This window comes from Terrilactibacillus tamarindi (genome assembly GCF_009718825.1).
GTDB classification, from domain to species: Bacteria; Bacillota; Bacilli; order Bacillales; family Sporolactobacillaceae; genus Terrilactibacillus; species Terrilactibacillus tamarindi.
The window spans coordinates 77,151-98,796 of the sequence record NZ_WNHB01000014.1; the positions used below are offsets into that span (position 1 = coordinate 77,151).

General features: G+C 38.0%; 23 protein-coding genes. 1 reads left to right on the forward strand and 22 read right to left on the reverse strand.

The features are described 5' to 3' along the window. Position 1: 1 nt before the first annotated feature. The 8 genes from rnc to GMB86_RS09875 form a co-directional block, all read right to left on the reverse strand. Positions 2–730, reverse strand: coding sequence for a ribonuclease III (rnc, locus tag GMB86_RS09840; RefSeq protein WP_155219172.1), 729 nt, complete (start codon positions 728–730; stop codon positions 2–4). A 71-nt stretch (positions 731–801) separates the two neighbouring features. After that, positions 802–1,038, reverse strand: coding sequence for an acyl carrier protein (gene acpP / locus GMB86_RS09845; protein ID WP_141189243.1), 237 nt, complete (start codon positions 1,036–1,038; stop codon positions 802–804). Positions 1,039–1,239: 201 nt separating this feature from the next. After that, positions 1,240–1,983, reverse strand: a complete 744-nt coding sequence (gene fabG, locus GMB86_RS09850; RefSeq protein ID WP_155219175.1) for a 3-oxoacyl-[acyl-carrier-protein] reductase — start codon at positions 1,981–1,983, stop codon at positions 1,240–1,242. Between the two features lies 1 nt (position 1,984). Continuing rightward, complete coding sequence (fabD, locus tag GMB86_RS09855) at positions 1,985–2,929, reverse strand: ACP S-malonyltransferase (RefSeq protein WP_329602858.1); 945 nt, start codon at positions 2,927–2,929, stop codon at positions 1,985–1,987. Next, a complete protein-coding gene (plsX, locus tag GMB86_RS09860) occupies positions 2,922–3,941 on the reverse strand; it encodes a phosphate acyltransferase PlsX (RefSeq protein ID WP_155219177.1) in 1,020 nt (339 codons plus the stop codon). The genes fabD and plsX overlap by 8 nt, the downstream gene beginning before the upstream one ends. Beyond that, positions 3,925–4,509 (reverse strand): transcription factor FapR, encoded by a 585-nt coding sequence (fapR, locus tag GMB86_RS09865; RefSeq protein ID WP_155219180.1) that lies wholly within the window; start codon positions 4,507–4,509, stop codon positions 3,925–3,927. The genes plsX and fapR overlap by 17 nt, the downstream gene beginning before the upstream one ends. 142 nt (positions 4,510–4,651) lie before the next feature. Further along, positions 4,652–6,700: an ATP-dependent DNA helicase RecG gene (recG, locus tag GMB86_RS09870; protein WP_155219183.1), complete on the reverse strand. Its 2,049-nt coding sequence runs from the start codon at positions 6,698–6,700 to the stop codon at positions 4,652–4,654. Between the two features lie 215 nt (positions 6,701–6,915). Further along, complete coding sequence (locus GMB86_RS09875; protein ID WP_155219186.1) at positions 6,916–7,281, reverse strand: Asp23/Gls24 family envelope stress response protein; 366 nt, start codon at positions 7,279–7,281, stop codon at positions 6,916–6,918. A gap of 269 nt (positions 7,282–7,550) precedes the next feature. Between GMB86_RS09875 and rpmB the strand changes: the two genes are divergently transcribed. Continuing rightward, the gene (gene rpmB, locus GMB86_RS09880; protein WP_141189236.1) at positions 7,551–7,739 is read left to right on the forward strand and encodes a 50S ribosomal protein L28; all 189 of its coding nucleotides are present in this window, start codon (positions 7,551–7,553) and stop codon (positions 7,737–7,739) included. Between the two features lie 73 nt (positions 7,740–7,812). Here rpmB and spoVM read toward each other — a convergent pair whose 3' ends face one another. The 14 genes from spoVM to GMB86_RS09950 all read right to left on the reverse strand — a co-directional run bounded on the left by spoVM (position 7,813) and on the right by GMB86_RS09950 (position 21,519). Further along, positions 7,813–7,893 (reverse strand): stage V sporulation protein SpoVM, encoded by an 81-nt coding sequence (gene spoVM, locus GMB86_RS09885; protein WP_141189542.1) that lies wholly within the window; start codon positions 7,891–7,893, stop codon positions 7,813–7,815. 277 nt (positions 7,894–8,170) lie between these two features. Continuing rightward, positions 8,171–8,821: a thiamine diphosphokinase gene (locus GMB86_RS09890; protein ID WP_155219189.1), complete on the reverse strand. Its 651-nt coding sequence runs from the start codon at positions 8,819–8,821 to the stop codon at positions 8,171–8,173. Between the two features lie 16 nt (positions 8,822–8,837). After that, positions 8,838–9,491, reverse strand: a complete 654-nt coding sequence (gene rpe / locus GMB86_RS09895) for a ribulose-phosphate 3-epimerase (protein ID WP_155219191.1) — start codon at positions 9,489–9,491, stop codon at positions 8,838–8,840. Next, positions 9,491–10,372 carry a ribosome small subunit-dependent GTPase A gene (rsgA, locus tag GMB86_RS09900; protein WP_155219195.1) on the reverse strand — a complete coding sequence of 294 codons (882 nt, stop codon included), beginning with the start codon at positions 10,370–10,372 and terminating at the stop codon, positions 9,491–9,493. The genes rpe and rsgA overlap by 1 nt, the downstream gene beginning before the upstream one ends. A gap of 17 nt (positions 10,373–10,389) precedes the next feature. Then, positions 10,390–12,399, reverse strand: coding sequence for a Stk1 family PASTA domain-containing Ser/Thr kinase (gene pknB, locus GMB86_RS09905; protein WP_155219198.1), 2,010 nt, complete (start codon positions 12,397–12,399; stop codon positions 10,390–10,392). After that, on the reverse strand, positions 12,396–13,136 hold the full coding sequence (locus GMB86_RS09910; RefSeq protein ID WP_155219201.1) for a Stp1/IreP family PP2C-type Ser/Thr phosphatase: 741 nt from the start codon (positions 13,134–13,136) through the stop codon (positions 12,396–12,398). Before GMB86_RS09910 ends, pknB begins: the two co-directional genes overlap by 4 nt. Before the next feature lie 89 nt (positions 13,137–13,225). After that, the gene (rsmB, locus tag GMB86_RS09915; protein ID WP_155219204.1) at positions 13,226–14,578 is read right to left on the reverse strand and encodes a 16S rRNA (cytosine(967)-C(5))-methyltransferase RsmB; all 1,353 of its coding nucleotides are present in this window, start codon (positions 14,576–14,578) and stop codon (positions 13,226–13,228) included. Positions 14,579–14,581: 3 nt separating this feature from the next. Then, on the reverse strand, positions 14,582–15,517 hold the full coding sequence (gene fmt, locus GMB86_RS09920; RefSeq protein ID WP_155219207.1) for a methionyl-tRNA formyltransferase: 936 nt from the start codon (positions 15,515–15,517) through the stop codon (positions 14,582–14,584). Between the two features lie 39 nt (positions 15,518–15,556). After that, positions 15,557–17,986 carry a primosomal protein N' gene (priA, locus tag GMB86_RS09925; protein WP_329602863.1) on the reverse strand — a complete coding sequence of 810 codons (2,430 nt, stop codon included), beginning with the start codon at positions 17,984–17,986 and terminating at the stop codon, positions 15,557–15,559. Then, positions 17,980–19,194: a bifunctional phosphopantothenoylcysteine decarboxylase/phosphopantothenate--cysteine ligase CoaBC gene (gene coaBC, locus GMB86_RS09930; protein ID WP_155219213.1), complete on the reverse strand. Its 1,215-nt coding sequence runs from the start codon at positions 19,192–19,194 to the stop codon at positions 17,980–17,982. Before coaBC ends, priA begins: the two co-directional genes overlap by 7 nt. Before the next feature lie 316 nt (positions 19,195–19,510). Then, the gene (gene rpoZ / locus GMB86_RS09935; RefSeq protein ID WP_329602859.1) at positions 19,511–19,705 is read right to left on the reverse strand and encodes a DNA-directed RNA polymerase subunit omega; all 195 of its coding nucleotides are present in this window, start codon (positions 19,703–19,705) and stop codon (positions 19,511–19,513) included. 2 nt (positions 19,706–19,707) lie between these two features. Continuing rightward, a complete protein-coding gene (gene gmk / locus GMB86_RS09940) occupies positions 19,708–20,325 on the reverse strand; it encodes a guanylate kinase (protein ID WP_155219219.1) in 618 nt (205 codons plus the stop codon). A gap of 18 nt (positions 20,326–20,343) precedes the next feature. Beyond that, the gene (remA, locus tag GMB86_RS09945) at positions 20,344–20,604 is read right to left on the reverse strand and encodes an extracellular matrix/biofilm regulator RemA (protein WP_155219222.1); all 261 of its coding nucleotides are present in this window, start codon (positions 20,602–20,604) and stop codon (positions 20,344–20,346) included. A 30-nt stretch (positions 20,605–20,634) separates the two neighbouring features. Further along, complete coding sequence (locus GMB86_RS09950) at positions 20,635–21,519, reverse strand: YicC/YloC family endoribonuclease (RefSeq protein ID WP_230459074.1); 885 nt, start codon at positions 21,517–21,519, stop codon at positions 20,635–20,637. Positions 21,520–21,646: the final 127 nt, after the last annotated feature.

Below are 21,646 nucleotides of genomic sequence, written 5' to 3' on the forward strand. Positions count from 1 at the left end.
TTTACTTTTTTAATGAAGCAATCGCTTCACGCGCTGCAAATTGTTCCGATTCCTTTTTGGAGCGACCTTTACCTGTGCCAACGACATTATTATCCAGTAAAACATTCGATACGAATACCCTGTGATGTGCTGGACCCGATTCGGACACAATTTCATATGTTAAGGTACCTAGATTATTCCGTTGAATAGTTTCCTGAAGCTGACTTTTATAATCCATCACATGGGAAAAAGCACCTTCGTCTATTTTTGGATAAATCACGGTTTCTAATAGATGATTAACTGTGTCTATACCTTGATCAAGATATAGTGAACCAATAAAGGCTTCAAACACATCAGCAAGTAAAGCTGGCCTTTCTCGTCCTCCTGTTGCCTCTTCTCCTCGTCCTAGAAAAATTAGCTCTCCTAGATTTAGATCATGAGCAAATAAAACTAAGGATGGTTCACATACAACCGCAGCTCTTAATTTCGTCATGTCCCCTTCGCTCATTTCCGGATGATGCTTAAATAAATATTGAGAAACAAGCAATTCAAGAACGGCATCTCCTAAAAACTCTAAACGTTCATTATCTTTTCGAATATGACGACGATGCTCATTCACATACGATGAATGAGTAAAGGCTTGCTTCAATAGCGTTTCATCTTTAAACGACAATTTATGTTTTGCTAAAAATCCACGGAGCCGTTCAGTTATCTCTCTTTCATATCCGCGAGTTCGCTTGGCCCTCACCATAACTATCCCCCCTAATAACTATAAATCTAAAGTCCCGCGTTTTAACATACGGGACTTCACAGTTATTTCATTTATTGATGGCTTTTTATGTAATCTATTACATTGCCAACAGTTAAAATCTTTTCAGCATCTTCATCCGAAATTTCCAAACCAAACTCATCTTCTAATTCCATGACAAGTTCAACGATATCGAGTGAATCTGCATCAAGATCTTCTTTAAATGATGCTTCAGGTTTAACATCAGCTTCGTCAACACCTAGACGGTCAACGACAATTTTCTTCACGCGTTCTAAAATATCTTCTGCCATGTCTGTCACCTCCCCTCAATTGGGTTTCGATCTTTAAAATACCAATAAAACAGACCTTCGTAAAGTATTATTTTAAATAAGCTTGAATTTATACCGCTTATTATTATCTGCGTAGTTATTATAGACTGCTAGCGTTACCTAGGTTGACTTGATATCAATCCAACTTGTCCACATGAAAATAAATAACTACAACCAATAACTTTACTGCATTACCATGCCACCGTCAATATTTAATATTTGTCCTGTCATATAGCGGCTATCTTCACTTGCTAAAAATTTAACAACAGCTGCAACGTCTTCAGGTTCTCCAAAGTAATTGAGTGGAATTTGTTTTTTCATTTGTTCTTTAATTTCTTCAGGTAAGTCTTCCGTCATGTCTGTCGAGATGAAACCAGGAGCAATCGCATTAACCGTAATGTTTCTTGGTGCAAGCTCTCTAGCTGCCGATTTAGTCAGACCAATCACACCCGCTTTGGCAGCTACGTAATTCGCTTGTCCTGGGTTGCCTATAATTCCGACAACAGATGAAACGTTAATAATACGTCCACTTTTTTGTTTCATCATTTGCCGAGTTACAGCCTTTGTTGTATTAAATACCCCTTTTAAATTGATATTTAACACACTATCCCAATCATCTTCCTTCATACGCATCAGTAAAGTATCCCGCGTAATCCCAGCATTATTAACTAGAATGTCCAATCGACCATAGGAATCTACAACTGATTTAATCATGTCTTGAACTGCTTTAGTATCAGCCACATTACATTGGTACAGAGAAGCTTTAACACCATAAGATTTTACTTCCTCAACAACCTTTTCAGCAAGGGCTTGATTACCTGCATAATTAACAACGACTGAGGCACCAGCCTTGGCAAGAGTATGGGCTATGGCACGTCCAATTCCTCTTGAAGCACCGGTTACGAGGGCGACCTTTCCTTCTAACATCTTATTTTCTCTCCTTCAAAACTTCAAGCGTATGTTCTAAAGTTTCAACTGAATTCACTTGTAAAATTGTTGCTTGACGATCTATTTTTTTAATCAATCCGGATAACACATTACCAGGACCAACTTCAACATATGTATCTACCCCAAGTGACTTTAATTTTTCGACTGATTCAACCCAACGAACAGGTGAAGTTAACTGTTTAATTAACAAATTGGAAATTTGGTCTGCTTGTTTTTCAACATCCGCAGTGACATTGGCAATGACTGGTATTTCAGCGTTGTGAATTGTTATTTCTTTTAATGTTTGGCTGAATTTCTCTGCAGCAGGTGCCATTAAAGCAGAGTGGAAAGGACCACTAACGTTTAAAGGGATAATACGCTTTGCACCTTGTTCTTTTGCCAGAGTGGAAGCTTTTTCCACACCTTCTTTTGAACCTGATATAACAATCTGACTTGGAGAGTTGTGATTAGCCACTTGAACGGCCTCTCCTTCACGAGATACAGTGTAACAGATATCCTTTAGTTTATCAGCTTTCATACCTAAAACAGCCGACATAGCGCCAAGTCCACTAGGAACCGCTTCCTCCATAAAGAGGCCACGCCGTCTAACAGCATATACAGCATCCTCAAATGAAAGAGAACCAGATGCCACGAGGGCGCTATATTCGCCTAAACTATGTCCGCAAGTAAAGTCAGGTGTCATACCCGCTTCTTTTAACAATTCATACAAAGCGATACTAACAGTCACAATGGCTGGCTGCGTGTTTTCTGTTTTTTTCAGTACTTCATCAGGTCCATTTAGAATGATATCAGATAAAGAAACACCTAACCGTTCATCTGCCCTATTAAATAGGACCTTAGCTTGATTATAAGCATGAATCACATCTTTCCCCATACCGACCTGCTGTGATCCTTGCCCAGGAAATACAAACGCTATTTTATTCACCGTAATCCTCCTTAATGGACTCTATGTCAATTTCTTGTACTTTCTTTTCAATCATTTCCACAACATTTTTATCAACAAAACGTTTTGCTTGACGTATGGAAGATTGAATAGCACTAGCTTTAGACGAACCATGAGCTTTAATGACTGGTGCTCGAAGACCAAACAAACAGGCTCCTCCATATGTCGAATAATCCATTTGTTTTTTTATACCGCGCAGTTTGGGATAAAGTAGGCCCGCTATCACTTTAGTGAAAAAAGAACCTGTTAATTTCTCTTTTAACAATGAAAAAAGAGACATACCTGTACCTTCCATGGTTTTTAAAACAAGGTTACCAGAAAAGCCATCACAAACCACAACGTCTGCTATACCATCTAGTAAGTCACGTGATTCGACATTTCCAATGAAATGAATCGGAGCTGCTTGTAATAATTTATACGTTTGTTTACACAATTCATTTCCTTTTCCAGGCTCTTCACCCACATTGAGCAAACCTACTCGCGGGGAAGCGATATTCAACACTTTTTCCGAATAAATAGAACCCATGATCGCGTATTGTAATAAATGTTCGGGCTTGGCGTCCATATTTGATCCGGCATCTACTAATAAAAACCCTTTACTTTCTTTTAAAGTTGGTAAAGTAGGGGCAAGACCAGGCCGATCTATACCTTTAATCCTTCCAACACCAAATAAACCTGCTGTCATAAGTGCTCCAGTATTTCCAGCTGAAATAATTGCATCAGCATGCCCTTCTTTTACTTCATTTATAGCAAGGACCATCGATGCTTGCTTTTTCTTACGTACAGCTTTAACGGGCGAATCCGTACCTTCGATCTTTTCTGTTGTATGTAGGATTTCAAATTGAGGATGATCCCCAACAATTGGTTTTATTTTATTTTCGTCTCCAACAAGTATAAACTCAATTTCTGGATATTCCTTTGCAGCAAGCATGGCACCTTTCACAATTTCATCTGGTGCATGGTCACCACCCATGGCATCAATTGCTAACCTCATGATTATTTCCCCCTTCCAAATGGGAACGATACATTGTAAAACTTCCCTTAAACACATTTTCTGAACCTACAAAACTATTGACTTCAACCATTGTCCTAACTCGTTCAACTTGCATCACTTTTGCTTTGGCAACGACACGCTCACCAACTTGTACCTGCCTAACAAAATGAATATTTGCTTTTGCAGTTAAGGCAAGCTCATCGTCAATAACAGCTACAGCAAGCGAATTGGCTTGGGCAAAAAGATGATGTCCTCTCGCAATACCTGTTCGAGTAAATACATGTTCTTTTTTTATTTCTAAAATAGAAATGGCACTTTGATCCAACTGCAAGTCGACTATTTCACCAATGACTTCATCAGCATAAAGTGCTTTAACATCATCAAACGTCCGCTTGGCAACATGTTTAATTCTTTCCCTCAACTCAGGTATTGATAATTCAAGACGATCAAGTCGAATAGTCTGAATGCTTACTTGAAATTGTTCGGCAAGTTCCCCATCTGTTATAAAAGGATTTTCAAAAATCGTTTCTTTTAATAATTTTTGTCTTTCTTGCTTTCGCTTTTTCATAAAAAGCCACCGCCACTATTAAGACTAGGTACTAATAGGTAGTATATAAGAGTTGCGTTATCATTTCAAGTAAATGTTCATAAGCCTAAGAAAAATAGCCAAAACGTTTCATAGATCACCTAAGAACCTTAGCCCAATCGTCTTAATCCAAACGTTCTCCCTCTAGAACTCCTGAATCTTTCAGATATCGCCTTAAACTTAAGAAGATATCCTCTTTCCAGAACTCTTTTTTTCTCAAAAGATCTGCGGCATCTTGTCTTGCTACAGCAAGTGTTCGATAATCATGAGCCAGATCTGCTAATCGAAATTCAGGAAGACCACTTTGTTTTTTACCAAAAAAATCGCCAGGGCCTCGCAATTTCAAATCAAATTCTGCAAGTTCAAATCCATCTGTTGTTTCACACATCATTCTCATTCTCTCTTGACTTTCCTGTGACTTTGCCTCAGATATGAGAATACAATACGATTGATACGCTCCTCGTCCGACACGCCCTCTTAATTGATGTAATTGTGATAAACCGAACCGTTCTGCATCGTATATGACCATAAGAGAAGCGTTGGGCACATTTACTCCGACTTCAACTACCGTGGTGGAAACAAGAATTTGAGATTGATTCTCCTTAAATGCGGTCATGACATTCTCTTTTTCTTGTGCTGTTAACTTACCGTGCATAAGACCAACTGTATAAGAATGAAAGTACTGCTGCAATTGGGCATGAACATCAATCGCATTTTGAACATCCAATTGCTCAGATTCCTCAATTAATGGCGTGATGATGTAGGCTTGTCTACCTGTGGATAATTCTTTCTGTATAAAAGCTAAAATACGTGGGAGCATATCTGTTTTTACCCAGTAAGTTTTAATTTTCTTTCTGCCCGAAGGTAATTGATCAATTGTTGATACATCCATATCCCCAAAAACGGAAATAGCGAGTGTCCTTGGGATGGGTGTAGCTGTCATGAAAAGGACATCCGCTTCTTTACCTTTTTCTTTTAAGAGTCTCCTTTGCTCAACTCCAAATCGATGCTGTTCATCGGTAACCACTAATCTTAGATGATTAAATTCAACCTTCTCTTGAATAAGGGCATGTGTTCCAATGACAATTCCAGTCTGACCCGTTCTAATTTTTTCAAGAATTTCTTGCCGCCTTTTTCCTTTTACTGAACTTGTTAAAAGATCAATTTGGATTGAAAATGGCTTAAACATCGCTTTTAAACTTTCTGTATGCTGTTCAGCTAGAATTTCAGTAGGGACCATTAGAGCCCCTTGATATCCACTAGAGGCAACGGCAAATAAAGCAATCGCCGCAACAACGGTTTTTCCTGATCCCACGTCTCCTTGCAATAGCCGATTCATATGATATGGGCCATGTAAATCATCCAATATTTCTTTTGTTACCTTTTTTTGTGCTTCAGTGAGTTCAAATGGTAGGGTGTTTATAAAGTCTTTTACATGATCAATTGATAGAGAAGCTTGACCACCATTTGCGGCTACTCTGTTCGTCATCTTATAGGCTTGGAGCTTAAGTTGAAACAAGAATAGTTCATCGTAGACCAACCGTCTTCTTGCTTGCTTTAAACGTTCCCTCGAAGTGGGAAAGTGTATCTCTTGAACGGCGTCCTGCCTCGTCATTAGTCTGTATCTTGTCAAGAAAAAAGGTGGAAGATCATCCACGATATCTTTTGAAAATTGTGCTAAACTATTTCGGATAATCCGCCTCATTTTTTTGACAGTGACACGCCCTTTTACTGCATAAACGGGTTCGATTCGTGAGGAGTCAGGCATGGGGCCTTTATGTAGTTCTAATATCGTCAAAGACCCTCGGTGTTGGTCCCACTTTCCTGTAATGGTTACTTGTTCACCAAGTTTAAGTTGATTTTTTAAAAAAGGACGATTAAAGGCAACGATTGTGATAAGATACCGGCCCACCAACAATTTAGCTGTAAGTCGTGATTTTTTTCGTGAAAAAAACCGTATCAACGGCTCATTTTGTACTTTCCCTTCGATTGTGATCATTTCATCATGAACAGCTTCTGATAAGTCTTTTAATTCATAATGATTATAACGATAAGGGAAGTAATGAAGAACATCCTCAACGGTATTTAATTTCATTTGATGCAATTCTTCAGAGAGACTTTCTCCCACACCTTGAATAACACTTGTTTGACTTTTCATAACTTGGCGAGTCATCGTCTTATTTACCTTTCTTATACGTAGATTTTCTTATCCCATCGGCTTCTTTTCGGGTGCATGCCTTCAAATATAAGCACATGGCTTGCGTCTTTTAACTTGGTTAACGACAGTTGTGTCTGACTAACACTTGGGTGGTTGCTTAGCGACCACCTGACTTAGGTTTCACTATATTAAGTCACAGCTAAAACCCAGGTGAACGATTGATTTTAGTTTTAGTCATTTTCTACACTAACCCCTTGTACAAATACATTGATCGTTTCAACTAAGACGCCAAGCATTGATTGTATTCCTTGCCGCACCTCAGATTGTATTTGATGAGCGACCTCAGAAATTCGAGAGCCATAACTCACGATGATATAAACATCTATTGATAGCGTGTCTGACTCATCAAAGCGAACAACAATCCCTCGTGAATAATTATCTTTTTTTACTAGTTCAGTAAAACCATCTTTCAATTGCTGGCGAGATGCCATTCCAACAACGCCTGGGCATTGACTAACTAAACCACCTGTAAGGTTGGCTATGACGTCATTCGATACATCGACGTTTCCGAGCTGACTTTTTAATTCAAGTGACATTTAAATCCCTACTTTCTTATAATATATCAATGCTTATTTGCTATTTCATTGTATTAAGACAATTTCGTTTGAGTGTGAATTTTTTGCCGTTGGTTGCGAGATCTTTAGTATCTTCAGCAAATCATTTTAATTTTACTATATCAACCATTTTTTTAAAAGGAAACATAAAAGGTTTGGCTGACAAATAGATACAAAGATTGCGTAAGAATGCGAAATATGGTAAAATGACATACGTATTTGTATATTTACTAGGCAGGAGGTATATTAAAATGGGACGTAAATGTTTCGTAACAGGTAAAACGACATCATTTGGTCAAAACAGATCATTTGCTGAAAATAAGTCAAAACGTAAATTTAAAGCAAACTTGCAAAAAGTTCGTATTCTTGTAGATGGAAAACCAAAACGTGTTTATGTATCTACAAAAGCACTTAAAGCAGGCTTAGTTGAACGCGTATAATAAGACTCGTTTAAAGGGTAATCACCCTTTCATCTGAAATTAACAAAAAGGCACCCAATTGGGTGCTTTTTTGTTATCCTTTTTTAAAGGAACCGAGGAGTGCTCTCACAAAACCGCCTAAGAATCTCGGTAATTTAATTGTGTAAAATTTCATGTTCCTCCTCCTTGCACCTTTGATTTATAAAGTTATCGAAGTATGCCTACCCACAGGTCATTTTTTAGATGGGCGTACATCCCACTAATCATTTGCTTTTTTTAATTTTAGAAGACAGCAGGTTTTTGTGGGTCAATAACTATTCCTTGATACTAGTATATTCATGAAAAACAAATTAGTACCCAATTTTTTGATAATCCTTTATAAACTACAAAGTTCTTAGAGGCGAACAAGATCGGGGATTTCCTAAGAAGAGTTAACTCTTCATTCTGGATTGTCATATAGAATCTTTACTTTGGATCATCAAAAGACAACCTTCAGTAAATCTCACTTCACCGACAGGATCCTTATATTCATTACTAATGCACCGTGACGATCCAACCCGGATCGTTGCATGGTTTAATTCGTATTTAAAACCTTTTAGGGTTAGATCTTTCACTTCCATTGTCAATGGAATGAAAGAAACATATTGAAACGAGCTTTCCCTTGAAATCGAATGGACGTTAGGTTTCAGCAAGGAAATGCGGTTATATCGATCGAGTAAGCATGCCTCAATAGGATGCTCACCCAATTTATATAACAGTTGTATATTAAGAAGTTCATGATCTAGCCTGCCCCCTGTTGCCCCCAGGACAATACAAGCACTTGAATTTTGCTCAATAACCCAATCAATAGCCAGTTCTAAATCTGTTTTATCTTTTTCAGGAGGAAACAGGTCTATATTGATTCCTTTATTAAAAATCCACTCTTTTTCCTTTGTTGTGATTGAATCAAAATCACCAAAAGATTTAACCGGTGTAATGCCTTTTTTTAATAGTGTATACGTTCCGCGGTCAACACCAATCCATTGCAAGGTTTCATTCTTTAATCGGTCAAAGGAAGGATGAAGATGAGGGGGTCCCCCTGCTAAAATAGCATATTTTGTCATTAGTAACCTCCCATAACTATGAAAGATCTTTCTCTAGTAAATCCTGAATCGCTTTCTGTCGATTTTCTTGACCAAATATAGCAGAACCTGCGACAACTAGCGTTGCTCCTGCTTTTAAACATAACGGTAATGTTTCGGCATTTATCCCACCATCAACTTCAATTTCAATTGACAGATTTCGTTTATCAATCATGGCTTTCAGAGCTGATATTTTATCAACCATTGAGTGAATAAACGATTGGCCTCCAAACCCTGGATTCACTGTCATTATTAGAACAAAATCAATGTCTCCTAATATAGGTGTTAAAACATCGACTGGTGTTGCAGGATTAAGCACAACACCTGCCTTGACTCCATGCTGCTTAATTAATTGAATGGTACGATGAAGGTGAGAACAGGCTTCAACATGAACAGAGATCATATTGGCACCCGCTTTTGCAAAGTCATGGATGAATGCATCTGCCTGTTCTATCATCAAGTGGACATCTAGTTCACAGGAAGTTATGGGTCTGATGGCCTTTACAACATCGACTCCCATGGCTATATTCGGAACAAAATGTCCATCCATAACATCAATGTGCAAAAGATCTATACCTGCTTTTTCAACTTCTTTTATATCTTTCTCGAAATTTGCAAAATTCGCTGCAAGTAATGATGGTGCTAGTCGCATTAATATCGCCTCTTCCGTTGATTTATTTCTCCATAAAATAATTTATAATGCTTATAACGTGATTGGGAAATTTCTCCCGTATTGACTGCCTCTTGTATCGCACATCCAGGCTCAACGAGATGTGTGCATCCTCTAAATTTGCATTGAGAACTTCTTTCTTTCATTTCAGGAAAATATAGCGAAAGCTCTTGTGCTTCAATTTTAGCAAATTGCAGAGAGCTAAACCCCGGCGTATCAGCTACAAATCCTGTTCCGACTGGCAATAATTCGACATGTCTCGTTGTATGTTTCCCTCGACCTAAACTTTTAGAAATAGCGTTTGTATCAATATTCAACTCTTTATTTAATGTATTGAGAAGAGATGATTTACCAACACCTGATTGACCAGCAAAAACACTAATGCATCCTTCAAGTGCCTCTCTAAACCAATCTATACCTTCATCCTCTACACTTGATGTTATATACACTTGATATCCAATCGTTTGATACGTTTCGACGAGGTCTTGTATTTTATTCGAAATAGGTTCCATCATGAGATCTGATTTTGTGATACAAATGATAGGTTTTATTTCATATGATTCAACATGGACGAGAAAACGATCTAATAATGAATCATCAAAATCGGGCTCAGAAATAGAAAAAAGCAATACCGCCTGATCCACGTTAGCGATAGGTGGGCGATTTAAATAATTTCGACGTTCATCAATAGACATAATTCTACCATCTGTTATTTTTTCTGCCTCATAGTGAACATTATCGCCCACTAATGGCGTTATATTGCGATTTCTGAAATTTCCTCTACCACGGCATTGAATGATTTTATCACCATCTTTCACATAGTAAAATCCACTCAATGCTTTTATAATTTTCCCTTTTGGCATAACATCCTCCTTCCTTATTAACCCCCATCATAATCAATGGTTTCTTCTTTTTTGACTTCTCCATTGATGAGGACTTGATAATGTGCACTCTCATTAGGCTTTATCGTCAATGGTATCGTATATGATTTAGTTTCACTAATTTCTTCATCAACAAATGTTTCATTATTATGTGATGCGTCGGTATAGATGATTTGAACATGAGTTGGTTTCTGTTCTGTTTGGTTTTGATCGCTTTGGTTTTGACCGTTTTGGTTTTGATCATTTTGATTTTGATCTAATTCAACCTTGATTGTTTTCTTAATTGTTTCAGGTTTAAGTTCTTTACCTTTGGAAAGATAGACGGTGACACTTGACCCTTTTTTCAAACTTTCGCCTTGCTGCGGGGTTTGTTCAAGAACTGCCCCTTTATCTATATTGTCTGAGTAATCCCCATCTTTCACTTCCATTTTTAAGCCCAATTGATCTAATTTACTTTCAGCATCATCTTCACTCAGACCTGTTAAGTCTGGAACAGATTGTTCTTCTTCACCAGCGCTATAGGTCAATTCAAGCGTCGTTTCACTTGGAATTATTTTTTTCCCTGGAGACGGGTCTTGTTTCATGACTTCACCTTCAGGAATGGTTGAAGAGTACTCTTTCTTCCAGACGATTTGTTTATAGGTTTTATCACGAACGAGATCAAGAACAGATTGTCGATCATAACCAATATAATTATCTAAAATCTCTTTTTTTGCCCCTGTACTCACGTAAATTGTAACGTCTGAATTTACCTTAACTTCTGTCTGGCTTTCAGGATCCTGTCTGGCTACTTTGCCCTTGTCGATTTGATTATCTGCTACATGGCGTTTAATAGGTTTTAGTTGTTTTTCTTTTAAATGCTGAACAGCGTTTTGATAGGTCATTCCTTTTAAATCAGGAACAGTCGTATCTTGGACGTAAAATAGTTTTGGAAAGACATAAAATGCTGCGACACTGGCTCCAATTAGAATCATCAAGATGAGGAGCGATATCCAAAGCCAAAAACGTTTCCTTTTTGTTTTTTTTATTTTTTTTGATGGATTGCCATCTTCATTAGGGTTCTGTTCTTCCGTTTTAGTTTCCGTATTTCTAGGGACAGGTGGTATTTTTATCGTCTCTTCTTTATCAGTAGAGTCAGATTCCATTGGTGAGATGCCATCATGAAATTCACGTCTTGGTTCATTCAATCGATTGGGATCCAAAGCTGTATCGAGATCTTCATATAATTCATTCATTGTGTCATATCGAAGATTCGGATTTTTTTCAACAGACTTGATCACGATATTCTCTAACGATTGGGGAATATCATGACGAAAATCCTTAGGGTATGGAAACGGATCATTTAAATGTTTGATGGCGACTGTTACAGGCGAAGATCCGGGATAAGGTATACGATCCGTTAACAATTCAAAGAGTACGATTCCGAAAGCATAAATATCTGATTTGATCGTCGCCTTTCCTCCACTCGCTTGTTCAGGAGAAATATAATGGGCCGAACCTAAGATTGAGTTTGTATATGTAATGGTAGCTGAGGTCACACCTAAAGCGATTCCAAAATCCGTAACTTTTACATTTTCATTTTCATCAATAATAATATTGTGCGGTTTGATATCGCGGTGTACAATTCCTCTCTCGTGAGCATGAGCGAGGGCTAGAGCAATTTGCTTTGCAATATAGACCACTTCTTGAAAAGAGACGGGCGAATAACTCTTAATAAATTTCTTTAATGTTATTCCTTGTACATACTCCATGACAATAAAATAACAATCATCTTCTTCTCCTATATCATATATACTTACAATATTTGGATGAGACAGACTAGCTACGGATTCAGCTTCTCGACGAAAACGGCGAATAAATTCCTCATCGTTTGAAAAATCGTGTCTTAATATTTTTACTGCAACTAAACGATCTAAAATTAAATCTTTGGCTTTATATACGACCGCCATACCACCTTCACCTAGATGAGACAAAATATCATAACGGTCACTTAATCTTCTTCCAATCATGTCAAATCACCATCATCATTTGCTATGAGCACAAGTGTAATATTGTCTTCACCACCAGCTTCATTAGCTTCCTTAATCATCAGCTCAGACTTCATTTCAAGTGTCTCATCGAGAGATAAAATATCTTTTAATCTTTCATCTGATAATTTATTGGTCAAACCATCTGAACAAAGTAATAGTTGAGCCTGCTTTGACCATTCTATGGTTAAAGCATCACTATTTACTTGGGGTTCAGTTCCTAAAGCACGTAGTAAAATATGTTTATTAGGGTGGTTTTCTGCATTTTCTTTCGTTAATTGACCCGATTTAACAAGTTCATTTACAAGCGTATGATCTTCGGTTACCTGTTTCAAATCGCCATCGTATATATAAATACGACTATCGCCAACATAACAAATGAAGATAGCATCATTTTGGCAAATCGCAGCAACAACAGTTGTTCCCATCCCTTTGCATTCAGGATGCTCCTGGGCAAACTCATAAATCGTCTGATTTATTTCTTGCACAACACCTTTCAACCATTTTGCACCGTCTGCTTTTGTAAAAGGATGGCTTATTTCCTGCCACTTTTTTTCGAAATAGTCTAACGTCATTTGACTGGCAACATCTCCAGCTTGGTGTCCTCCCATCCCATCAGCCACAACGGCTAATAATTGGTCATCACTTAAGAAAATGCCACCGCTATCCTCATTCCGACCCCTAACTTTTCCCTGATCCGTATTGAAAATAGCCTTCATCTAATCACCTCTTCTTAGAAGATATCTATTTTAAGTAAACCATTTATCCTATCATCAAACCAAATGTACAAGGTAAATCTCCTATTTATCTAAGGATTCTTTCGCCTTAGACAGCATATGAAAAACCCATCTGTACCGTAATCACTAGGTAATATTTGAATCATCGATTGATCATCTATGAGATTATTTTTTAATTTTTTTGGCAAATGAGCTATTCCTTCTTGATCCCATTCAAACTCCGAGTTCTTAGATAAGAAATCATAAATCACTTTTTCATTTTCACGCTTATCAATCGTGCATGTACTGTAAATGAGCCTTCCCCCTTTTTTTAATAAAGGAGCGACCTGTTGAATGATATCCTTTTGTATGTTGACAATACGTTCAACATCGGTATTTTTCTTTTCCCATTTGATCTCAGGCTTATGACGTATGACACCGAGTCCCGTGCAAGGTGCATCGACTAATATACGATCAAAACTTTCATTTTTAAATTGTGTTTGGGCTTCCCTTGCATCTAACGCCATCGTGTGGATAATAGAAAGCCCTAACCTATTGGCATGTTGGTCTATTAATCGCGTTTTATGTTTATGTAGATCGAACGCAACGATTTCACCCTGATTTTCCATTAATTCAGCGATGTGTGACGTCTTTCCTCCGGGTCCTGCACACGCATCTAATACTCTCATTCCTGGCTTAGCATGCACAACGTCTGCAACAAGCATAGAGCTCTCATCCTGAACGGTGAATGCGCCTTCTTGTAATAACGGGCTCTTAAGAATTCTTCCTTTTTCAATGACGAGTGCATAAGGAGATAATTCCCCCTCAACTGCTTCAATTCCTTCTTTAGACAATTGATTGATCAATTCGGATTTACTCATGTTTAACGTATTCACACGTATGGTCATATTAGGTGGTTGATTATTAGCCTGGCAAATATTTAGAGCTGCTTCCTTGCCGAAATCATCTGTCCATTGTTTAATTAACCATTCAGGATGACTATAAATTATGGATAGTCGTTTCACTTCAGGCTCAATTTTTGATAAATCGGGAGATCCTTGTCTTAAATATTGACGCAGCACGCCATTTACAAATCCAGATATCCCTTGATGACCTCTTTTCCTTGCGATGACAACCGCTTCATTTACAATCGCATGATCCGGAATCTTTGTTAAAAATTCTTTTTGATAAATGGACATCAGCAATAATAGATTAACCCAGTCATCCCGTTTTCGTTTTGAGTTTACATAGTTTTCCAAAATATAATTCAGCCGTATTTTCCATTGTAATACACCATAAACAATTTGCGTGATCAGAGCTCTGTCCTGTGGTTTCAATTCCTGCTTTTCAATCGCCTCATTTAAAGCTAATTGACTATATGCATGTTGTTTTTCGATTTTTAAAAGTACGTCGAGAGCAATCTCTCGAGCCATTGGTTTACCCATTTATTAGTCTCCTAGTCTTGTACCTAAATCTAATGATTTTCCATTTAAAAATTGACTTGCTATCATTTTCTTCTTTCCTGAAGGCTGGCATTCCAATACCCGAATGGCTTCATGACTCCCTGTAGCTACGGTAAAAGCCTCTTTATCACACTCGATGACAGTACCGGGTTCTGCCTCTTTTTTTGTATCAACTTTTTGTGTTTTCCAGATCTTAAATACTTTGCCATCTAGTAAAGTATAGGCACCTGGAAAAGGATTTAACCCTCTAACAAGGTTGTGTATCTCTTTTCCACTTTTAGACCAGTCAATCTTTTCATTTTCATGTTGGATGGTAGGCGCAAACGTGACTTGATTCGGATCTTGAGCGACAGGGGTTATTTGTCCTGACTTTAATAAAGGAATCGTTTCTGATAGTAGACGGGCGCCAGCTGCACTTAGCTTGTCGTGCAGAGTCCCCATCGTGTCATGATCTTCAATCGGAATGCGAACCTTAGCTAACATATCTCCAGCGTCAAGAGCTTTAACCATATACATAATCGTGACACCGGTTTCTTCCTCACCATCAATAATAGCTTGGTGAATAGGTGCCCCGCCCCTGTATTTAGGTAACAAAGAGGCATGGACATTAATACAACCAAGTTTTGGCCCATTCAGTAACGTCTCTGGTAAGATTTGGCCATATGCGGCTGTTACAAGTAAATCTGGTTGATAATTGAGGATTTCTTGTACAGCTGAAGGCTCCCTTACTTTTTCCGGCTGTAAAACCGGAATGTTGTATGAAGCAGCAAGCTCTTTCACCGGTGGAGGAGTTAGAACTTTCTTTCTTCCTTTTCGGCGGTCTGGCTGCGTAACCACTGCTTGTACTTTATAGCCATCATCGATGAGTCTTTGCAGGACGGGAACAGCAAAGTCTGGTGTACCCATAAAAATAATATTCATTTATAATCACCTTCTATTTTCTTCAAATCTAATCGATCCTTACATCATAAGAAAAGGATTTAAATCGATTGTTATTTTTAAATCATCGTTTTTTGTTCCTGTGGGATAATGTTCCTGAATTCGTTTTAGTAACGACAAGAGGTTCGGTTCCCGCTTATATTTTACCATGCACTGATAGCGATATCTATCTTTGATACGTGGAATGGCCGAACTGGTAGGTCCGAGAATTTGGGCACCTGAAGATAATCCTTTCTTTAAATGATCGGCTATTTTTTCTGCTGTATCAACGACTTTTGTCACTTGAGTATGTGATAAAGTAATCATAGCTAAGTAATAAAACGGTGGATAATGATGACGATAACGCATTTGCATTTCTTGATCATAAAAAGATTGATAATCGTGGTTGGATGCGTGAATAATAGAATAATGTTCTGTCGAGTAGGATTGAATAATCACTTCTCCCGGTAATTTATCTCGACCAGCTCTACCGCTGACTTGTGTTAATAATTGAAATGTTTTTTCACTAGATCTGAAATCCGGTAAATGCAACATTGCATCGGCAGCAAGCACACCCACAAGCGTAACCTTTGGAAAATCAAGCCCCTTGGCAATCATTTGCGTTCCTAAAAGAATATCCGCTTTTCCTTCGCCAAAGGCCGTTAAAAGTTTCTCATGACTACCTTTTCTTTGAGTCGTATCAACATCCATTCGAATCACTCTTGCTTCCGGGAGCACTTTTGTTAGTTCTTCCTCTACTCTTTGAGTACCCGTTCCAAAATAACGCAAATGAGAACCCATACATTCTGGACACCGACTGGGGTAGGGTTCCTGGTGACCGCAATAATGACACTTGAGCATCCCTTGTTTTCGGTGATAGGTCAAAGAAATATCACAATGAGGACACTGGACGACATAACCACAATCACGACACATAACAAACGTAGAGTATCCCCTTCGGTTAAGAAATAATACACTTTGTTCCTTCTTTTCCAATCGATCCTGTAGCTTCTCAAATAATTGTTTTGAAAACATGGAATGATTATTTGCCCGAAGCTCTTCTCGCATATCAACCATCTGAACTTCCGGGAGACTTCTTTGATTGACTCGCTCTAGCAATTGGATCAAATGATAGACGCCTTTTTTCGCTCTAGCATAGGACTCAAGAGAGGGTGTCGCACTTCCCAGTACAACGGGACATTGATGATATTTACCCCTGAAGATAGCGACATCTCTTGCGTGATAACGAGGCTGCTCTTCCTGTTTATAACTCGTTTCATGCTCTTCATCAATAACAATTAAACCCAAGTTTTTAAAGGGGGCGAAGATGGCCGATCTTGCTCCAACGGCAACGTGAACGGTACCCTCAAGGACTTTTCGCCATTCATCGTATTTTTCACCTTGGCTAAGACCGCTGTGCAAGACAGCTACCTCATCACCAAAACGGCCTTTAAATCGATGAACCATTTGCGGTGTTAACGCAATTTCAGGAACTAAAACAATCGCTTCTTTACCCATATTTAGTATTTTTTCGATGGCCTGCAGATAGACTTCTGTTTTACCGCTACCCGTTACTCCATGGCATAAAAATACCTCATGGGTTTGTGATCGTATCGACTCTTGAATGGGAGCAAGAGCATTCTTTTGAGTTGTCGTTAAGGGAAGAGAAGTTGTTCTTTCAATTTCTTTGTCGGCATATGGATCGCGATAGACTTCTTCTGTTGTTTCAACAAGATAACCTTTCTTCACAAGTTGTTTTATTGAAGAAGGGCCGATATTTAATCTCTTTAAAATCTCCGTTATCTCAACTTTTAGATGAGATTCCTGATTGATGAAATACTCTAAAACTTGCTTTTGCTTTAACGAACGCTTATCTAACTTTGAAGAGACATCCATCAATTCGTCTTTAGAAAGAGCGGTTGTAATATAGCGAATCCTTTTATAGGTTCTTCTATCATTTTTTATCCATTGAATAATCGAGATGTACCCTTTTTTCATCGCCGCATTCAAGCTATCTGACTGCTGTGGTTCCTTCTTTAGAAGTTCTGTCCATTCCATCTCAGGTTTGTTTAAAAGGATGTCTAGCAATGTTGGGTAGTCCCGTGCTAGACTCTCTTTGTCATTTATTCGAACTATTTTTTTATAGTTTCCTTTTAGCACAGCAGGTAGCATGGCTGAGAAAGCAAAAAGACGTGGGCAGAGTGTTTCTGCTGACAACCACTTTCCTAATGAAAGTAATTCCGTTGTTAAAACAGGAGTGGGATCAATCACCTGGGAGATTGCCTTCAAGTTCTTAATTTCTGATTGCTTTTCAATAGATAAAATAAACCCTAGTCGCTTCATTGGTCCGAATGGAACAAGCACTCTCATTCCAGGCTGGATAAACGATTCAAATTCAAGGGGAATTTTATAATCAAAAGGTCGATCCGTTTCCTTAACGGGAATATCGACAATAACTTTGGCTATCATGATAAATCGCTCACTTTAAATAAGTCTTCTAATGCATCAACGATATGTTCACTTACATGATGTTTGGTCATCAATTCGAATGATTTATAACGTCCACTAGGATAATAGAAACACACCTTGTTGGTATCTTTTTCAAAACCTGAACCTTCTTCAGCAATATTATTGGCTACGATCATATCTAGATTTTTTTTCCTTAACTTTTCTTTCGCATAATCTTCTAAATGTTCCGTCTCCGCTGCAAACCCTATTAAAATTTGTTTGTCTTTTCTTTTACCTAGTTCTAACAAAATATCTGGATTTCTTACCATTTCTATAAGAAGTGACCCTTCTTGTTTTTTCATTTTTTGATGAAAAATCTCTTTTGGCCTATAATCCGCGACAGCTGCGGACATGATAACGGCATCCATTTCTGATTCTCTCTTCATGACCGCCTCAAACATCTCGATCGCACTTGTCACATTGATCCGAGTTACGTATTCAGGCGTTTTAAGATAGGTAGGGCCTGAAATTAAGGTGACCTCTGCTCCTCTTTTTTGTAGAACATGAGCAAGTGAATATCCCATTTTCCCTGATGAATAATTAGTAAAGTATCGAACAGGATCAAATGATTCTCGAGTTGGACCGGCCGTAAGGAGAACCTTCTTCCCATCTAATGTTTTTTTGGGCGATGAAAAAAAAGATTCGATTTGACTAAAAATAATGTCTGGTTCAAGTAAACGACCTTTTCCTACCCAACCGCAGGCTAAATAACCTTCATCCGGTTCTAGAAGTCTATAACCATATGAAATTAATTTTTTAATATTTGCTTGAACGGCGGGATGTTGGTACATATTAACATTCATCGCTGGTGCAATCCAAACAGGTGCCTTCGTTGCAAGAACAGTAGCTGAGACCATATCACCTGCTTCACCCTGCGCAAGTTTACTCAAGGTGTGGCTTGAAGCAGGAGCAACAATGAAGAGATCGGCCTGATCAGCTAAATCAATATGGGCAATCTGCCCTTCTTTTTTTTCTATAAAAAGGTTATCATTGACCGGATGGCGCGATAGGGCTTGAAACGTCGCTGGACCTATAAATTGTTTAGCTGAATCTGTCATAAGTACATCAACATGGGCACCCGCCTTTGTTAACATGCTTGTTAACGTGGCTGCTTTGTAAGCTGCAATACTACCTGTTACGCAAAGAACAATTTTTTTATTTCCCAGCGTCATCCTTCATCACTCCTTATCTTAAATAACTCATTTCTGACGATGCTACTTAACCCGTCCTATGTAATTTTTTCTTTCATTTTATTTTTCATTCTAGTACGAGTTCAAAAAGGCAGCAAATTAGAAGCAAGAAGGTCAAGGTGGCGCCGTTTTGAGGACCGGAATGTAGGTTTTTACTACATGAGGACCGGAAAAACAAGCCAACGCCGAGATTCGCAGCTTATCATTTGGTGACTTTTTGAACATCCTCTCTAGAAGATCATGCAAGAATAGGCGTGGATAAATTACCACGCCTCCTTATCCTTCTATTTAATTGGTATTATTGTTTGTTTAACAAGCCAGCATTGATTTCTTCCAATGCTTTTCCTACAAATTTACTCGATTTGGTTTCTTCAAGCATTGGTTGTAAATGTTGTTCTTGCAGTTCTCTTGCTCTTTTAGCTGAAAGAGTCACTAAAGTATATTTTGAATTCACTTTGTCTAATAACTTATCAATTGATGGATATAGCATCATGGTTAGTCAACCTCCGAAAATCTTTTGTATTTTTCAATTAAGCGAGATACTTTACAATGTTCCCCTGTCACGATGGCTTCAATTCGATCACAAGCAGCTTGAACCTCATCATTTTCAACGACATAATCATAGTGCTGCATGAGCTCAATCTCTGATTTAGCCATCGTTAAACGATTTTCAATAAGAGAAGCCGTTTCAGTCCCACGACCCGTGATTCGTTTTTTTAGTTCTTGAAGACTCGGAGGAGCAAGGAAAATAAATATTCCTTCATCAAAGCGTTTCTTTACTTGCAGTGCGCCTTGTACTTCAATTTCCAAAATGACATCTTGTCCAGAATCTAATGTTTCTCTTACATAGTCAATAGGCGTTCCATAGAAATTACCAACGTATTCCGCCCACTCCAATAATTTATTATTTTGGACCATCCCTTTAAACTCTTCTCTAGATTTGAAAAAATAATGAACACCGTCTATTTCGCCTTTACGAGGTTCCCTCGTCGTAACAGAAATCGAATACTTTAGTGACGTTCCTCGTTTGCGAAGTGCTCGGCAAACGGTTCCTTTTCCAACTCCAGAAGGTCCAGAGAGAATAAATAATATTCCTTTTTCTCGAAAAGCCATGCACAATCCTCCACATTTTTATACATCATCTGTCAAGTCATCTTGCTGTGATAATCTTTGAGATACCGTTTCAGGCTGTACAGATGATAGAATAACATGATCGCTATCCATGATAATCACAGCCCTCGTACGCCGACCATATGTTGCGTCGATCAATTTATTTGAATCACGCGAGACCTTTATTAGTCGTTTCACTGGTTGTGATTCCGGGCTAATAATGGCGACAATACGTGTTGCGGAAGCGATATTTCCAAAACCGATATTAATTAATTTTACCATATTTCTTTCCATCCTCCAAAGTGAAAGTTTTCATTCGATGTTTTGAATCTGTTCTCGACATTTTTCAATTTCACTTTTTATGGAAATGACTAAAACACTTATCCTTTCATCGTTCCCTTTTGAACCAATCGTATTAATTTCTCGCTGCATTTCTTGAATAAGAAAATCAAGTTTGCGTCCAATCGGTTCATCTTTCGCTAAAATTTCTTTGAACTGCTTGGTATGACTGTTTAACCGAGTCAATTCCTCATCTATATTTGATTTATCTGCAAATAACGCTATTTCATTTAATAAACGGGCTTCATCAATCTCAACGTCATTATGATTTAAATAATCTTCTATTCTTTTTCTTAATCGAGATTCATATTGAAGCGTGACTTGTGGCGCCAATTCCTCTATTTCATGAATCGAGCTCTTGATTGTTTGTAGCCTGTCACATAAATCGAGAGCAAGTTGTTTGCCTTCCGTTTTTCGCATATCAACCAGATGATCAAGAGACTCTTGAACGACTTTAACGACCGAAGACTCAACTTCCTCTAAGTCGTCTTCTTTGTTTGTTACGAGTAAAGCATCTGGATGCTCGAGGAGATCATGCACCTTGATTTCTTGAGATAAATGATATCTTGTTTTTAAAGATCTTAATAGCGCCATATATTGGTCAAGAAACGCCCAATTTGGTTCTATTTTTATCCCGGAACCATTAAGGTGATTTATCGTAATGGTTATGTATATTTTCCCCCGATTGATCGTTTGTTTAACAACCCTTTTTAATATATCTTCTAAATAAGTCAAAGACTGAGGCAAATGAAACGTCATATCTAAATAACGATGATTGACAGCTTTCATTTCACAGGTGAGTGAATAGGACTCCAAATCTAGCGTTGACCGACCAAAACCTGTCATACTTTTTACCATAACACCACATCCGATAGTATTTTATATAGTATTTAGCCACCTACAACATCATGGTTTTAATTAAATCGTTATCCATATCTATATTATAAATCTTTCTACATTTAAGCAAATGATAATTTTATCATCT

Excerpts from the sequence above, each read along its gene's own strand:
- rnc (WP_155219172.1), bottom strand. The coding sequence starts at position 730 with ATGGTGAGGGCCAAGCGAACTCGCGGATATGAAAGAGAGATAACTGAA.
- acpP (WP_141189243.1), bottom strand. The coding sequence starts at position 1,038 with ATGGCAGAAGATATTTTAGAACGCGTGAAGAAAATTGTCGTTGACCGT.
- fabG (WP_155219175.1), bottom strand. The coding sequence starts at position 1,983 with ATGTTAGAAGGAAAGGTCGCCCTCGTAACCGGTGCTTCAAGAGGAATT.
- plsX (WP_155219177.1), bottom strand. The coding sequence starts at position 3,941 with ATGAGGTTAGCAATTGATGCCATGGGTGGTGACCATGCACCAGATGAA.
- fapR (WP_155219180.1), bottom strand. The coding sequence starts at position 4,509 with ATGAAAAAGCGAAAGCAAGAAAGACAAAAATTATTAAAAGAAACGATT.
- recG (WP_155219183.1), bottom strand. The coding sequence starts at position 6,700 with ATGACTCGCCAAGTTATGAAAAGTCAAACAAGTGTTATTCAAGGTGTG.
- GMB86_RS09875 (WP_155219186.1), bottom strand. The coding sequence starts at position 7,281 with ATGTCACTTGAATTAAAAAGTCAGCTCGGAAACGTCGATGTATCGAAT.
- rpmB (WP_141189236.1), top strand. The coding sequence starts at position 7,551 with ATGGGACGTAAATGTTTCGTAACAGGTAAAACGACATCATTTGGTCAA.
- spoVM (WP_141189542.1), bottom strand. The coding sequence starts at position 7,893 with ATGAAATTTTACACAATTAAATTACCGAGATTCTTAGGCGGTTTTGTG.
- GMB86_RS09890 (WP_155219189.1), bottom strand. The coding sequence starts at position 8,821 with ATGACAAAATATGCTATTTTAGCAGGGGGACCCCCTCATCTTCATCCT.
- rpe (WP_155219191.1), bottom strand. The coding sequence starts at position 9,491 with ATGCGACTAGCACCATCATTACTTGCAGCGAATTTTGCAAATTTCGAG.
- rsgA (WP_155219195.1), bottom strand. The coding sequence starts at position 10,372 with ATGCCAAAAGGGAAAATTATAAAAGCATTGAGTGGATTTTACTATGTG.
- pknB (WP_155219198.1), bottom strand. The coding sequence starts at position 12,399 with ATGATTGGAAGAAGATTAAGTGACCGTTATGATATTTTGTCTCATCTA.
- GMB86_RS09910 (WP_155219201.1), bottom strand. The coding sequence starts at position 13,136 with ATGAAGGCTATTTTCAATACGGATCAGGGAAAAGTTAGGGGTCGGAAT.
- rsmB (WP_155219204.1), bottom strand. The coding sequence starts at position 14,578 with ATGGGTAAACCAATGGCTCGAGAGATTGCTCTCGACGTACTTTTAAAA.
- fmt (WP_155219207.1), bottom strand. The coding sequence starts at position 15,517 with ATGAATATTATTTTTATGGGTACACCAGACTTTGCTGTTCCCGTCCTG.
- coaBC (WP_155219213.1), bottom strand. The coding sequence starts at position 19,194 with ATGACGCTGGGAAATAAAAAAATTGTTCTTTGCGTAACAGGTAGTATT.
- rpoZ (WP_329602859.1), bottom strand. The coding sequence starts at position 19,705 with ATGATGCTATATCCATCAATTGATAAGTTATTAGACAAAGTGAATTCA.
- gmk (WP_155219219.1), bottom strand. The coding sequence starts at position 20,325 with ATGGCTTTTCGAGAAAAAGGAATATTATTTATTCTCTCTGGACCTTCT.
- remA (WP_155219222.1), bottom strand. The coding sequence starts at position 20,604 with ATGGTAAAATTAATTAATATCGGTTTTGGAAATATCGCTTCCGCAACA.
- GMB86_RS09950 (WP_230459074.1), bottom strand. The coding sequence starts at position 21,519 with ATGGTAAAAAGTATGACAGGTTTTGGTCGGTCAACGCTAGATTTGGAG.